This window comes from Mucilaginibacter sp. KACC 22773 (assembly GCF_028736215.1).
Taxonomy (GTDB): Bacteria; Bacteroidota; Bacteroidia; order Sphingobacteriales; family Sphingobacteriaceae; genus Mucilaginibacter.
Genome location: NZ_CP117883.1, coordinates 1,659,971 through 1,673,407, shown reverse-complemented (window position 1 = coordinate 1,673,407; position 13,437 = coordinate 1,659,971). Strand labels below are relative to the sequence as shown.

Annotated in this window: 13 protein-coding genes and 1 pseudogene; 6 read left to right on the top strand and 8 right to left on the bottom strand. The window is 41.7% G+C overall.

The window, feature by feature from the left end:
- Positions 1-59: 59 nt before the first annotated feature.
- Entirely contained in the window at positions 60-1,046 is a 987-nt protein-coding gene (locus tag PQ469_RS07315; protein WP_274212354.1) for a LuxE/PaaK family acyltransferase, read from the bottom strand.
- Positions 1,047-1,256: 210 nt separating this feature from the next.
- On the opposite strand from PQ469_RS07315, the gene PQ469_RS07310 reads away from it, so the two are divergent.
- From PQ469_RS07310 to PQ469_RS07300, 3 genes are all read left to right on the top strand, one after another.
- Positions 1,257-1,736 carry a DUF1203 domain-containing protein gene (locus PQ469_RS07310; protein WP_274212353.1) on the top strand — a complete coding sequence of 160 codons (480 nt, stop codon included), beginning with the start codon at positions 1,257-1,259 and terminating at the stop codon, positions 1,734-1,736.
- An 88-nt stretch (positions 1,737-1,824) separates the two neighbouring features.
- A complete protein-coding gene (locus PQ469_RS07305) occupies positions 1,825-2,496 on the top strand; it encodes a lipid-binding SYLF domain-containing protein (protein ID WP_274212352.1) in 672 nt (223 codons plus the stop codon).
- 244 nt (positions 2,497-2,740) lie between these two features.
- Positions 2,741-3,415 carry a lipid-binding SYLF domain-containing protein gene (locus PQ469_RS07300; RefSeq protein ID WP_274212351.1) on the top strand — a complete coding sequence of 225 codons (675 nt, stop codon included), beginning with the start codon at positions 2,741-2,743 and terminating at the stop codon, positions 3,413-3,415.
- A gap of 126 nt (positions 3,416-3,541) precedes the next feature.
- On the opposite strand, the gene PQ469_RS07295 is transcribed toward PQ469_RS07300, so the two are convergent.
- The 4 genes from PQ469_RS07295 to PQ469_RS07280 form a co-directional block, all read right to left on the bottom strand.
- Entirely contained in the window at positions 3,542-4,540 is a 999-nt protein-coding gene (locus PQ469_RS07295; RefSeq protein ID WP_274212350.1) for a fumarylacetoacetate hydrolase family protein, read from the bottom strand.
- A gap of 3 nt (positions 4,541-4,543) precedes the next feature.
- Positions 4,544-4,834 (bottom strand): hypothetical protein, encoded by a 291-nt coding sequence (locus PQ469_RS07290; protein WP_274212349.1) that lies wholly within the window; start codon positions 4,832-4,834, stop codon positions 4,544-4,546.
- A 278-nt stretch (positions 4,835-5,112) separates the two neighbouring features.
- A complete protein-coding gene (locus PQ469_RS07285) occupies positions 5,113-5,391 on the bottom strand; it encodes a hypothetical protein (RefSeq protein ID WP_274212348.1) in 279 nt (92 codons plus the stop codon).
- A gap of 132 nt (positions 5,392-5,523) precedes the next feature.
- Entirely contained in the window at positions 5,524-6,024 is a 501-nt protein-coding gene (locus PQ469_RS07280; RefSeq protein ID WP_274212347.1) for a hypothetical protein, read from the bottom strand.
- A 134-nt stretch (positions 6,025-6,158) separates the two neighbouring features.
- Between PQ469_RS07280 and PQ469_RS07275 the strand changes: the two genes are divergently transcribed.
- The 3 genes and pseudogenes from PQ469_RS07275 to PQ469_RS07265 all read left to right on the top strand — a co-directional run bounded on the left by PQ469_RS07275 (position 6,159) and on the right by PQ469_RS07265 (position 9,360).
- The gene (locus PQ469_RS07275) at positions 6,159-7,490 is read left to right on the top strand and encodes a MutS-related protein (protein WP_274212346.1); all 1,332 of its coding nucleotides are present in this window, start codon (positions 6,159-6,161) and stop codon (positions 7,488-7,490) included.
- 199 nt (positions 7,491-7,689) lie between these two features.
- Complete coding sequence (locus PQ469_RS07270) at positions 7,690-8,364, top strand: hypothetical protein (protein ID WP_274212345.1); 675 nt, start codon at positions 7,690-7,692, stop codon at positions 8,362-8,364.
- A 122-nt stretch (positions 8,365-8,486) separates the two neighbouring features.
- Positions 8,487-9,360 (top strand): annotated as a pseudogene (locus PQ469_RS07265) (Rpn family recombination-promoting nuclease/putative transposase).
- 345 nt (positions 9,361-9,705) lie between these two features.
- Here PQ469_RS07265 and PQ469_RS07260 read toward each other — a convergent pair.
- From PQ469_RS07260 to PQ469_RS07250, 3 genes are read right to left on the bottom strand one after another with little or no spacing between them, the layout of a single operon-like run.
- On the bottom strand, positions 9,706-10,611 hold the full coding sequence (locus tag PQ469_RS07260; RefSeq protein ID WP_274212344.1) for a tetratricopeptide repeat protein: 906 nt from the start codon (positions 10,609-10,611) through the stop codon (positions 9,706-9,708).
- Between the two features lie 4 nt (positions 10,612-10,615).
- Positions 10,616-10,969: a hypothetical protein gene (locus PQ469_RS07255; RefSeq protein WP_274212343.1), complete on the bottom strand. Its 354-nt coding sequence runs from the start codon at positions 10,967-10,969 to the stop codon at positions 10,616-10,618.
- A 4-nt stretch (positions 10,970-10,973) separates the two neighbouring features.
- Entirely contained in the window at positions 10,974-13,415 is a 2,442-nt protein-coding gene (locus PQ469_RS07250; protein ID WP_274212342.1) for a penicillin acylase family protein, read from the bottom strand.
- Between the last annotated feature and the right edge of the window lie 22 nt (positions 13,416-13,437).

Below are 13,437 nucleotides of genomic sequence, written 5' to 3'. Positions count from 1 at the left end.
GTTTTCAGCATTTATGATGCGTGCAAAAATAACAATAATACTTAAGTTGGCTATAAGTTTTAAGCAATCAGCAAATTACATCCACGAATATCGCTTTGATCAAACCTGCCCAACACCTCAAACGAGCCATCGGCATAAGTTTTACCCAGATCCTGTGTGGCTATGAACGAACAGGAATTGATATTAGCCAGGTCGATCACGTTAATTCCACCTGTTTTTCCATTGCTTAACGTAGTGATAGGATCGTTAGTATCGCGGATGATGATTTGCATCCAGGGCGGGCACTCAAAAATGCCATCGCCTTTTGAGTAAGCTTGTGATAACAGCTCCGTCATCCCGTATTCGGAATGTATAGTACTTACCCCGAACCCTTTACACAAAACCTGGTGCAATTCCTCGCGGATCATTTCCTTGCGGCGGCCTTTCATTCCCCCTGTTTCCATTACTATCAATTCGGGGAAATGAATATTGTACTGCTCAATAAAGTCAAGCAACCCAAAGGTAACCCCTATTAATAAAGTCGGCTTTTGAGCTTCCTGTTGTTTTATAAGTTGTTGGTAAAGTTCATCGTGGTTATATAAAAAGAAACCGCTATCCGGGTTATCAGACTGTTTTATCAAATCATCAACCATATAAATAAGCGATGAGCCTTCACGCTCCAAATAAGAAGGCAATAGCGCTAATACCGTATAATCCTTAATATCGCTATAAAACAAACTGAAGGCATTCCTGAAGCTATCTTCATACCACGTTTTATCAGTTACATGATGGCTACTGGTTACCATACCCGTAGTACCCGAACTGGTAAAGGTGACCTCAATCGGGTCATTTGAACTAACAATGGCATGCGATTTAAAAAACTCAATGGGCAAAAAAGCTATTTTTTCAACTGCAGTAACTTTTGCTAAATCGATTTTTAACCCTTCAATAAACTGCCTGTATATAGCACAATTTTGGGCCTGGTATTTAAAAACCTGCAGAGCTGTTTGCTCAAACTGCTCTTTACTATTTATCGAAAAAACCTGTTGTTTACCGGGCATCGTCATCGGGTGCAAAGATATGGAATCAGATGTGCAGATTTCAAATTCAAGATGTGCAGATGTTTTTATCTATCTATAATCTTTGAACTGCCCAACAAAATGGGAAGAATAATCTGCACATCTGAAATCTGCACACTTGCAAATCGATTTCCGCAAGTTCCGGGTTTGAACTCATTCCCCCTTGCGCCACCTTTGATCTATATAAAAAACAATATCATGAACAATTTTAAAATCGTGCCTCTATCCAAAACGTTCGTCCAAAAAATAAAAACAACCATGACCGACGACTTTGGCAACCCCGTAGTTGAACAACTGGCAACCGGCCTGGGCCCCTGCCGCATCTCGTTAAAACCATTTAACAAAGGTGTTGACAAGCGATTGTTATTTAAACACTCGCCCTTTGAACTTGAGAATGCCTACAACCAGCCTGGGCCAGTGTTTGTGAATGCCGAAGACGTTGAAGAATACACTGATGTATTCCGTTTCCCGCCGGAAATTAAGGCGAATAAACAAAGTTTCCCGCTGTCGCTTATTGGATACAATAAAGATCAGATGATGGCGGTGACCCGTTTGGTTGGCGATGCTGACGTAGATGACTTGATAAACGATTTATTTGACCAGCATCCCGATATCGAATACCTGCATGCGCGCAACGCCCAGGCCTGTTGTTTTATCTGCAAAATTGAACGGAGATAACAATACAGTTAAATAATTTAATTTAAAAACAACCGATGGGATTTATGGGTTAATTCTATATCAACTATTACATTAAATATCATACCCCATGAAAACGTTAAAATTTTTGGCTATCCCATTGATGCTTAGCCTGTTCTTTGTATTGGTATCGGCCAAAGCCGGCGACAAGGAAAACGAACGTGTGCATAGCGCCACAAATGTATTGAAGGATTTTAGCAAGATGAAAGAAAGCATCCCGCGCCAATTACTTCAACAATACGAGGGCATTGTAATTATACCCAAACTAATCAATGCCGGTTTAGGCATTGGTGGTAAACGCGGCAAAGGCGTGGCTATGGTTAAGCTGCCAGACGGCAAGTGGAGCAACCCCGTTTTTGTTACATTAACCGGTGGCAGCTTTGGCTTGCAGGTTGGCGTACAATCAGTCGACCTGGTTTTGGTGTTCCGTCATAAGGGCGTGTTAACCAAAGTTAAAAACGGAGATTTTACCATTGGCGGCGATATCTCGGCAGCAGCCGGCCCGGTTGGCCGCAGCTCGACAGCCAGTACCGATCACAAACTGGAGGCCGAGATATACTCGTACTCGCGCAGCCGTGGCTTATTTGCAGGTATCACCATCAATGGCTCGAACCTTGGTATCGACAAAAAGGCTAACGCCAGTTTTTACGGAAATAACGATTCGTCAAAGGATATTTTCGCCATGTCTACCAGTAAAAAAGAGTCGGTTGTTGGGTTAAAGGAAACGTTGAATGCGTTCTAAGCATTGCAATTCCGGCAAATACCCACTTGTTTTTCCGCTTAAAAAAAGCAACCGGGTTAGGCTTTAGCCTAAACAAATCAATGGCGATGAGTTATTTAACTTCATCGCCATTGATTTAAGCTACAATTTTATTTACCGGGATTTCCCCGTAAGTCATACAAAGGTTAATAAATAACACAAACAACTGCACGTTTTATGAGTTGCTTACGTTAATTGCTAACATTGCATTTAATTTATACACCCCATGAAAACGTTAAAACTGTTAAAATTCCCGTTAATATTAAGCCTGTTTTTTGTGCTGATATCGGCCAAAGCCGACGATAAGGAAACGGAGCGGATCCAAAATTCGGCCAATGTGCTGAAAAACTTTGCCGAGATGAAAGAAAGCATCCCGGCCGAACTAATGAAAAAATATGAAGGCATCGTAATTATCCCAAAATTGATTAATGCCGGCCTGGGTATTGGCGGTAAGCGCGGTAAAGGCGTTGCGATGGTAAAGCTGGCCGACGGTAAATGGAGCGACCCGGTTTTTGTTACCCTTACAGGCGGCAGCGTTGGTTTCCAGATAGGTGTACAATCTGTCGACCTGATCCTGGTGTTCCGTCACAAAAACGTGTTAACTGATATCAAAAAAGGCAATTTCACCATTGGCGGCGACATATCGGCCGCGGCCGGCCCGGTTAACCGCAATAAATCGGCAACTACCGATTATAAACTGGAGGCCGAAATTTATTCTTATTCGCGCAGCCGTGGTCTTTTTGCAGGCATCAGCCTAAATGGCTCGGGCCTGAATATCGATAACAACGCCGACGAAAATTATTATGGCAATACCGATTCTTCGCAGGATATTTTTGCAAGCGCCAAAAACGACTCGGAAGAGGTTAAGGACTTGAAAGATGCTTTAAAAGCTTTTAAATAGTCCGAAAGTCGGAAAGTCCGGAAGTCCGAAAGTTGGATGTCAGAAGCTCGTTTTGATTGCCAACCTAAGACTTTCGGACTTCATAACTTCCCCACTTCCGGACTTCCCGACTTTCGGACTTCCCGACTACACCTTCTTCAGGCTTAATATCGAAAAATCGTCCTTTGCCTTTGTAATTATATTACCAAGCATACCCAGGCCGGTAACTTCCATTTCTACCAGGTCGCCATCTTTTAGCCACTGGGGCCGATAAGTTGCGTCGTTTGATAATCCTGTTCCGTTAAGTTCCAGGAAACAGCCGGTGCCTACCGTTCCGGATCCTATTACATCGCCGGGCAATACATCGCATCCATAGGCGCAGCGTTCGATAATCTCGGCAAAGGTCCATTCCATATCAGCCATATTGCCGGCAGATACCTGTTTACCGTTTACCACGCATTTCATTTCAAGGCTATAAGCGTTGCCTGTATGGCCGGGCTTTGCCGGTACCTTGTATTTCTCCAGTTCATCAGGCGTCACCAGCCAGGGGCCAATTACGGTCGAAAAATCTTTTCCTTTTGCAGGCCCAAGGTTTAGCAGCATCTCTTCCATTTGCAGTGTGCGGGCGCTCATATCGTTCATGATCATAAACCCGGCAATAAAATTATCCGCATCAACCGCCCTGATGTTGCGGCCTTTTTTATTAAGCACAACAGCTACTTCCAGTTCAAAATCAAGCTTATCAAAATGATCGGGCATGCATTCAATTTCGCCGGCGCCTTGTATGGCGTTATGGTTGGTAAAATAAAATATAGGGTATTGGTCAAATTCGGGGATCATGGCAACCCCACGGTTACGCCGGGCGGTTTCTACATGCTGTCTGAAGGCGTAGGCATCGCGACATGATGATGGGTGAGGCACGGGGGCCATCAACTCAAAAAACAATTCTTCTTTTGCTTCCATGCTACCGCTGCTGATTGCGGCGTGTACCCTGCGTGCGTGATCCATCAGCTCATCGCCACCCCACAAAAACTCGTTCATATTATCGGGGATCAGCTTATCGCAGGAGTTGAGGTTATAAATATGGCCGTTTACAAAAACGCCCAAATGCTCCCGGTCTTCGGTTTTGTAGGATACTAATTTCATGGCTTAGCTGGTTTTATAAGTGGTTAGATAGTTCTTTCGGAGGTATAGTAAATGAAACATCACGTTACAAGTTACTATGCTGAGTGAGGCAATGCCTAAATTCAATAAGCAAAGAGAAGAAAAATATTCATGGCGCTGATGGCCGGCTGTTTTTCCACCAAGCTTCCAATAAGCAAGCCAGGGGAAGCCCATTGATGTTACACCATCAACCGGCTCGTCATTTTTGGTGTAAAATACGGTCAAAAAAACAAAAACTAAGATGGCAAGTAACGTGGGTATTACTTTTATCCGCATGTTTAGCTGATTTTATAAACGGTTATATCAAAGCTAATGAATTTTAATGAAGGATATTGCTTTGATAAATTTTAGATAGGTATACTAGTTGGGACAAAATGAAAATATTTGTAACAAGGTCATTTCTTTAATTTGGGCATTGACTCCCAAATCCAGTAAATGCCATGGTGGTGAAAAAAAAGATGAAAAGATTTGTAAATCTCAATTAGGTAATATAGTGACGCCGCAAGAGTTCCAGCAGCAATTAGCAATGTTAAATAAAGAGTATTATTCCTATTCTACCTTTGCTCGAGTTCTATATTATCCAGCCGATTACTTTTCTCAAGACTTAACGCCTGCTGTCTTACGTACCCCCCAACAGAAATAAAGAAACGGCCATTAAATGTAATTAAAATACTGTCTCCATCACTTATGGCATATCCATCAATCACAAGTTTTTCACAAATTTCAGTATATGTCGTATAGTCAATATTTAGCTTCTTTCTTATGTTTTTACGAGGCATTTCAATTAATGATTCTAAAAAATCATCAAGTAACTTCAAGGGATCATCTGACATAGTGAATTTTGTATTTTTCCTTTAAAGACTTAAATATTAGCGATATAATGGAACAAATAAAATAATTTATCCAAAAGCAGTAAGAAATTTAAGATCATTCAAACGCCCTCTAAGGCTAATTGAAGTAGCGCATTATGTCAATTCAGAGAGGGCGTTGTTGTTTTCTACTAAGTCTTTAACCCACTCAGCAACCACGTTTACTTTGTACATAATATCGTCAACATGAGATTTACTATATTCTATTCCTTTGGTTTTTTCTCCAAATTTGATTAGATATATTGATCCTTTATGTACAAAATCATCAATTGATTGTTCATCTATTAAAACGGTAAGATGTGCCAGCTTGTTTCGCTCATTTTGTATGGTAGTTAAAAAAGACCGATATTCTTTATTTGAATTATATACTTCTTTAAAGTGATGTTCTAAAACAAGCTCGAAAACATTGCGCTTTGATTCAAAAGATACAAAACGATCTCCAGTTAAAAAATCAACCATTTCCATTGCTCTTTCTCTATCCCGGCAAAAATGAAACGCCGTAAAGTACTCCATCATTTTTTCAATGAACGCTACTTGATTAATGAAGTGGCCTCTTATAAATGCAGCCCTTTGATATATATCACTGTTTATCATCATGGTTTAGTTTGATGCAAAATAGAAATATATTTTCAATAAATTGATTGGCGAAAGGCTTCCACCCCCAATAAATAATACAAGCACGGAAAACTACAATCTTATTTTGGGCGTTGATGTTTCTTACCGGCACCCTTATGAATTTCGATATAGATAGACAAACACTCCATGATTTGGCAATATTTCAAAATAACAATTCCCGCCAATCTATATATAACCTTTTCAGCCACACCAATACAATTGGTGGCAGCGAAGCGCTGCATGAAATGTTCAACAAGCCGCTTACCGATCCTGTTCAGATAAAGGAAAGAATAGAAGTGTTTTTATATATCGAAGAACACAATATTACCATTGACCTGGATAGAAACGATTACGATTTTGTAGAATTTTATCTCAAAAAGCATTACCATGCTAAACCATTTTCAGTTATAACCGGACTCTTAGAAAAAATCATACATACATTCAATAACAACAATGATTACTATATCATTCAAACCGGGATAGAAAGTACGCTATCGATACTTGAGAGCTTAATAAATTACGCTGACGCGCTACAGGGCTATCTGCCTAAAAAAATACAGGAATTCCGCTCCATTATTTTAGATACTTTCCGGCCCGAAGAACTTGTATGGCTCAAACAATTGATAAAGAAACCTAATCGCAGCGCTGCGGATATGGCAAAAGCCGATCAGCTTTTCAGGCAACTTGCCTATGAAAAAATGAAGGTTTTGTTGAATGTTGCCTATCAGTTAGATGTTTATCAATCCGTTAGCTTAATCAGTAAAAGACTTGGTTTCACGTTACCGGTAATTAATGAAAATAATGCAAGGGAGTTAACCATCCAAGGATTATTCCACCCGTTTATTGGCAATCCTAAAAGTAACGACATAACATTCAGCGCCGACAGGAACGTTTGCTTTATTACCGGAACCAATATGGCGGGCAAATCATCGCTGCTTAAAGCAATTGGAATTGCTATCTATTTATCCCAAATAGGTTTTCCAGTGCCAGCGAAAAGCATGGTGACCTCCGGATTTAAAGGTCTGATTACAACCATAAACTTAGCAGACGATGTGGAACAGGGACATAGCCACTTTTATAAAGAGGTTTTGCGGGTAAAGCAAGTAGCCGAAAAATTAAATCAGTCAGAAGGTATTTTTGTGATTTTTGACGAATTGTTCAGGGGGACAAATGTTAAAGATGCCTACGATGCCTCCCTGGCTATAATAGCTGCCTTTGCAGAGGTAAAAACCTGTTTCTTTTTAGTTTCTACACATATTGTTGAGGTTGCCCATGAATTATCGTCCATCGAGAATATTAACTTCAGGTATATGGAAACTATTTTTGAAGATACCGACCCGGTAAATACTTATAAACTAAAAGAGGGCATTACCGAAGAGCGATTAGGTATGTGGATTGTAAAAAATGAACGGATTCTGGAAATAATAAAAAACTCTTTAAAAATGTAGTATTCCTTGAAAAAAACGGCCACTTACTATTAAATGTGCCGAACCTACCTTTGCGAAAAAGAAAGAGGCCAATAAAAAACGTACGCAACTATCCGTCTATATGCTTTACAGGTTCCGCCCAAAATAAAAACGTTGTGGAGAGAGAAGGTGAATATCAAAGCTTTTATCATTTGTAAGTTCATTTAGATACATTAGATACATGAAAAATCGCTTTGTTGTCTTGCTTGGATTAGCGCTACTCATTGCCTGTAAAAGGCGCGGGGAGCAAAAGTTTGTGATCTCACAAAAAGATTCAATACATATACTAAATAAAGCTATAATTGATTCGGGCTTTACAACAAAGGTTATAAATAAAAAGCAAGAGGAAGATGTTGACAAATTAGACGACAAGCTAAAAACAATCTCGGCCGCCGAGTATAAAAACCTTGACGGTTTAAACAAGCCCCGGTGTGACTTAGACTCAAGTGGCTTTATTAAAAACTTAGGGGTTACCTTAAAAAGCAGATGTGATGAAGTTTGCGAAACAGATCTATTTGAAATTAAAAGCGGCAAGACAATGCCTTTGCCAACTGATTTTGATGCCGGTCTTCTTGGGATTCAGGTATCACCTCAATGCGACCGATTTTTAACATACTCTTCCTATGATATGCCTGATTATGATAAATACTACGCGCATCAGGCATTAATTGTCTTGTACGATATAAATAAGGGTGTAGGGTTAAAAGCAATCAAGCAAAAAAAGACGTTCGGCTTTAACACATGGTCTATCAAGGAAGTGAAATGGCTTGATGAAAGGTCAATTGCTTTAAAATTATATAAGGAAGCGTATTCGGATGAAGTCAAGTTCGCATATTTTAAGGTGAAAATAGAATAGAAGCATGATGACAACTGGTTTTATAAATTGATGAGATCCAAACGAGGTGGGTACAACACCTAACCTGGCGTGGGCTATCGTCGTCGGGGCAGTGAATAACGAATAAACTTTTATATTTGGCTATGCCTAACAATTACCCACCTGTTACCGGGAAATACATCGACCCTTTAGTTGATTTCGCCTTTAAAAAAATATTTGGCAGCGAACCTAATAAGGATTTATTGATCGCTTTTTAAAACGAAGTATTCAGGGGTCGCAAGCACATTGCAGATTTGGTTTACAATAAAAATGAACATCCCGGCGATATTAAAGACGAAGGCGCTGCTATATTTGATTTGCTATGTACTGGCGATAATGGTGAACGTTTTTTAATTGAGGTACAACGGGCAAAGCAAGGATATTTTAAAGAAAGGGCTTTATTTTACACTTCCCGCCTCATAAGCGACCAGGCGCCAAAAGGCAAACGGAGTGCCTGGGGCTACAACATTGCCGAAGTATATTTAATTGCCCTGCTGGAAGATTTTACTTTAGATGACAGCCCCGCAAATACATACCTGCATGATATTTGCCTCTGCAATAGGGATACAGGTGAAATATTTTACGATAAACTGGGGTATACTTATATTGAATTAAGTAAATTTGTAAAAACGGAAACCGAACTGGAAACCGATTTGGACAGGTGGCTTCATGTATTAAAAAACATGAGCCGGTTTGAGAAAATCCCGGTTTATCTTCGGAAGCCTATATTTGAAAAACTATTCAGTATTGCTGAGTATACTAATTTGACAAGGGAGGAAAAAGCCATGTATGATAGCAGTTTAAAATACAAATGGGATAATAAGAATGTACTTGATTATGCTGTATCTACTGCTGAGGCTAAAGCGAGGCACGAAGAAGCTCTCTCCATTGCCTCTGAAATGAAACAAGGATGGTCTGCCACTGGCCCAAATTGTAAAATTCACTAAGCTCCCTATTGAAGAAATAGAGAAACTATAGTATTTTATTGGGTGTTATATTTCGAAATCCCAAATCCCATTCGATAATTTTCAGATTTGATACAGACCCGACTTACATCAAATCCAAAAACGCCTTTTAATCAGTTGGTCGGTTTCCTAATCGTGATGATGCGGGGCGATTAAAATGAACCGTGCAGATGGCACTCAATTGCTATTGTTTATATATTCAACGGGTTGAAACCCGTTGCTACAAAATGTGTCAGGGCTACGCCCTTTGGGGGATCGCGTAGTGTAAACATGGCAAATTAAAGTAAACCAGATTTTGTAGAGATAAAATGCAAAGTCGATCAGCCAATTAAGAATTTAAAATACTTAAAGCCATCACTTACTCCAACTCTAAAACGAGAGCCGAATGTTCACACAAAGTAACAGCCCGCCAGCCGGCCAGCGCTTGTTGTACAGCCTCGTGGTTTGTTGCAGCAAGGCCAATGTATCGTTCGTTATCTTCATTAACATGTAATTCATGATCATGATCGGTGTGCACAGTGCCTTCGCTGCATTGTTTACAAAGCATCCTCACGGTCGACCAATCTTCCATCTCAACACCGGAATTGCGACACAACTCTTCCAGCTTATTGAGGTCGTCCATGGTGTTGATATAAGCCTTAACCGAAAAGGTTTTGTATGCGGATTTAGTTAACAGCTGAAGTTCATTAAATACCGGCACGTCGGTTCCATCTTCCAGCTTTCGATAACCTACGGCAGCGCCATCGTTAAGTAGCATATCGCCAAACCTGTGGGCCGATTTGGCTAAAGGAATATTTTCAATGACTGTTCTTGCAGGGTCTATTCGCTTGCACCAAACAACCTCGCCATCGGTATCGGGGTTTAATCTTATAGGTACCGCGCCTAATACAAGATCAGGTTCCTGGTCGTTGATTTCTACTTTGATGCCAAATTTACTCCAGGATTTTCTTGCGGTCTTCCAATCCTGCAATGCGGTTGCAGCAATACCCAGGTTCCAAATGGCGGCTTGGTTATTGGTATCTAACTTAACGGCCGTTTTGTTGTGTTCATACGATAATTGCCAATTGCATTGGTATTTGTATAACAGGCCGAGATTATAATGAGGAACCGCCCAACTTGCGTCTGCTTTAATGACCCGATGATAACAAGCTATCGCATCGGCCGTTTCGCCACGTTCTTCATGGGCAATAGCAGTTTTCAATAGTTGTTGTGCCGAATTTTTAGATATACTAATATTACGCTTCAGATAATTTATTAATCTCATAGGCTTACGCGTGTATATCGGCCTCCTTCTCAAAAGCCTTCTTAACCAACACCCCTGATAAGGCCGCAAAACCTGCCACCAAACCACCAACTACACCGGTAATAACCAGTATTAGCCACCATGACGGCAAATGAAACAGTACGGCTATGCGTTTGGCCAAAATGTGATCGTTAGGGATACTTTTAAACAGGGCCAGCACCACCCATACAATAAACACGGCGCCAAAACCCGAGACAAAAGCCTGCCTGGCTGTTTTGCCGGTAAAAAGCGCGGCCAAAAACGCGGCTATGGCCACAACCCACCAGGGTAAAAAGAAACCGCTTGCAAAGGATAATATGAGGATAATGAGGAATAACATAAGCTTATTTTTGATTGCTGATGGTTAAGGTTGTTTTAATACGGTTTGATTTTTCGGTAGGCGATTGCATGAACAGCAACTCTTTCAACTCACCGTTTTGCCAGGTTTTAAACATATCGTCGTAATAAAAACTGCCGGGATTGCCGCTTTCGCCACCGGGGAAAATGCCGTAACCCTTTACTGTTGGGCCCATTTGTACCACCATGCGCCATGATGGACCATGCCCGTTATTTAAAGCGTTGATGGTTGATCCGGTTCCGCCCGATTCAAAATTGCCCGAACTTAGCGCTTCCTGGTTAGTAAGGTGGGCTATCTCCATTTTTTTAACCATCCCCCACTGCCAGGCTTTGCCGGGTTGGCCGTATTTGTGCACCAAATCATCAACCACGTTGGTAAATGCCGCATTTATAATCTCGGTACAGGTTTCTTTAACCGGGGTGCGGGTATCATCAAACCATTTGGAGTTGGGCTCTTTGGCTATCAGTTTTTCGGTACGATCCATTGATGGGTAATTATCCCGCAGGTTTTTGGCGGCAAAATCATCACTCCATATCATATTATATATTTTAAGCCACCATGCATTAAAAATGGTTGCACCAACTGAACTTATTGCGAAGTTTTTATCCCAGTTTTTCAACGTGTTATAAGCTACGGTTTGGGTTTTATCCAGCTTGCTGGCATCCAGATATTTTAGCAGCACAGGCATCACATCCTGGGCACGGATGCTATATACATCGGTTTGTAATACCCTCATACTATCTACGGTAGCGTTATGCATTACGCTAAGCCTGTCGTTAATGCGCTTGCCGCGCTGGTAGGGCGCAAACTGCCAGTTGATATAGTACGGGTAGGTTTGATCTGTTGATGATTGGTTGGCCGAACTTACAAACCCACGCGGGGGATTTTTAACCGTTGGGTTTTGATCGAAAGGAATCCAGCCGTGCCAGTCGTCGGCCGGGTCGGTGCCATCCAGTATAAACTTGCCCTGGTCTTTATATTTCAGCGGGAATTTACCGTTGGGGGTTATGGCGATATCTTTATCCTTGCTGGCAAATACAAAGTTTGATGCCGGTGCATTAAAATAAGTTAGCGCCTTGCGGTAATCATCGTAGTTTTTACCGTGGTTCAGGATGTACATGGTCATCAACTCGTTTGATCTGTCGTGCGCTATCCATCGCAGGGCATCGCCAATGGGCACAAAACCGGGGGTATGCTCGGTGGTTTTACTTTTATCTTCATAAACTACCGGCCCGTGATGGGTGTAAATAACGGTATCAATTAAAGGTTTTTGGCCACGGATATTAATCACCTCTATCCTGCGGGTGGTTTTATTCCACCGGTTATTATACCAGTATTCGTTCTTTTTATCATCCTTGAATTTAACCTGGTACCAATCAAGCACATCGGCATCTACGTTGGTAATGCCCCAGCTAATGTTGTTGTTAAAACCCAATATAATGCTGGGCGCTCCCGGCAAACTTACCCCATACACATTAACCCCCGGCGCCGAAAGCTGCAGCTGGAACCAGATGGATGGATAGGTTAAATTCAGGTGCGGGTCATTAGCCAAAATAGGGTAACCATTAGCAGTTTTGCTGCCTGCAACCGCCCAGTTATTACTGCCAATGCCTTCCTCTTTTACTACGCGTTTGGCGCTATCATTCATACCTGCCAAAAACCTGCCAGATGGTTTTGGGATAGACAATGGCTTAAAGTTCCATTTGGTACCTGCGGGAATAATAGGATCTTCGCGCATAGGATAATCCGGGAACAGGTTGTTAGTAGCATTGGCGCCAAACTTTTTCAGCACATTACTCATGGCAAACTCGTTGGAGCCACCCGCCAGCGTTTCGGACATCAGCTTTAATAAAAAGGCGCAATTGATAGGTTTAAAATCTTCGGGGGCATAATCCAGCAATTTAAACTCCAGCGGGTATTCGCGCGGGCCAAGCTGGTGTATGTAGGCGTTGATGCCATCGGTATACGCCAAAATCATTTCGCGGATGGGTTTGGCGGCCATCATTTCTTTCAACGACTTTTCGGCGCCATAAACCATGCCCATCCGGCGGTGGTAGCGGTCAATCTCCAAAGCCTGCGGGCCTGCAATTTCGGCAAGCCTGCCTGCGGCGCTCCGGGTTTGTATGTCCAGTTGCCAAAGGCGCTCCGTTGCGGTTACGTAACCCTGAGCGTAGTACAAATCGTGTTCGTTTTCGGCAAATATATGGGGGATGCGGTTTTCATCATATTTGATAACAACCTTGCCGGTAAGCCCTGGAAGATTTAATGTACGCGAAGCTAAAATATGCTTACTCTCGGCATTTTGCCAAAAACCATCCGCCGGGCTTAAAAACCTGCCAACCGGCGGTACCGGGCCAATTTTGGTTTGCAGCACCCAGATGAGAGCAAGGGTAAAGGTTATGGAAAAAAACGCTTTTATAAATTTCATCAGTCAAATGAGGGGGATATCG

Coding starts and splice junctions, on each gene's coding strand:
- PQ469_RS07285 (WP_274212348.1), bottom strand. CDS start 5,391: ATGTCAGATGATCCCTTGAAGTTACTTGATGATTTTTTAGAATCATTA.
- PQ469_RS07275 (WP_274212346.1), top strand. CDS start 6,159: ATGAATTTCGATATAGATAGACAAACACTCCATGATTTGGCAATATTT.
- PQ469_RS07255 (WP_274212343.1), bottom strand. CDS start 10,969: ATGTTATTCCTCATTATCCTCATATTATCCTTTGCAAGCGGTTTCTTT.
- PQ469_RS07295 (WP_274212350.1), bottom strand. CDS start 4,540: ATGAAATTAGTATCCTACAAAACCGAAGACCGGGAGCATTTGGGCGTT.
- PQ469_RS07270 (WP_274212345.1), top strand. CDS start 7,690: ATGAAAAATCGCTTTGTTGTCTTGCTTGGATTAGCGCTACTCATTGCC.
- PQ469_RS07305 (WP_274212352.1), top strand. CDS start 1,825: ATGAAAACGTTAAAATTTTTGGCTATCCCATTGATGCTTAGCCTGTTC.
- PQ469_RS07250 (WP_274212342.1), bottom strand. CDS start 13,415: ATGAAATTTATAAAAGCGTTTTTTTCCATAACCTTTACCCTTGCTCTC.
- PQ469_RS07260 (WP_274212344.1), bottom strand. CDS start 10,611: ATGAGATTAATAAATTATCTGAAGCGTAATATTAGTATATCTAAAAAT.
- PQ469_RS07310 (WP_274212353.1), top strand. CDS start 1,257: ATGAACAATTTTAAAATCGTGCCTCTATCCAAAACGTTCGTCCAAAAA.
- PQ469_RS07280 (WP_274212347.1), bottom strand. CDS start 6,024: ATGATGATAAACAGTGATATATATCAAAGGGCTGCATTTATAAGAGGC.
- PQ469_RS07290 (WP_274212349.1), bottom strand. CDS start 4,834: ATGCGGATAAAAGTAATACCCACGTTACTTGCCATCTTAGTTTTTGTT.
- PQ469_RS07315 (WP_274212354.1), bottom strand. CDS start 1,046: ATGACGATGCCCGGTAAACAACAGGTTTTTTCGATAAATAGTAAAGAG.
- PQ469_RS07300 (WP_274212351.1), top strand. CDS start 2,741: ATGAAAACGTTAAAACTGTTAAAATTCCCGTTAATATTAAGCCTGTTT.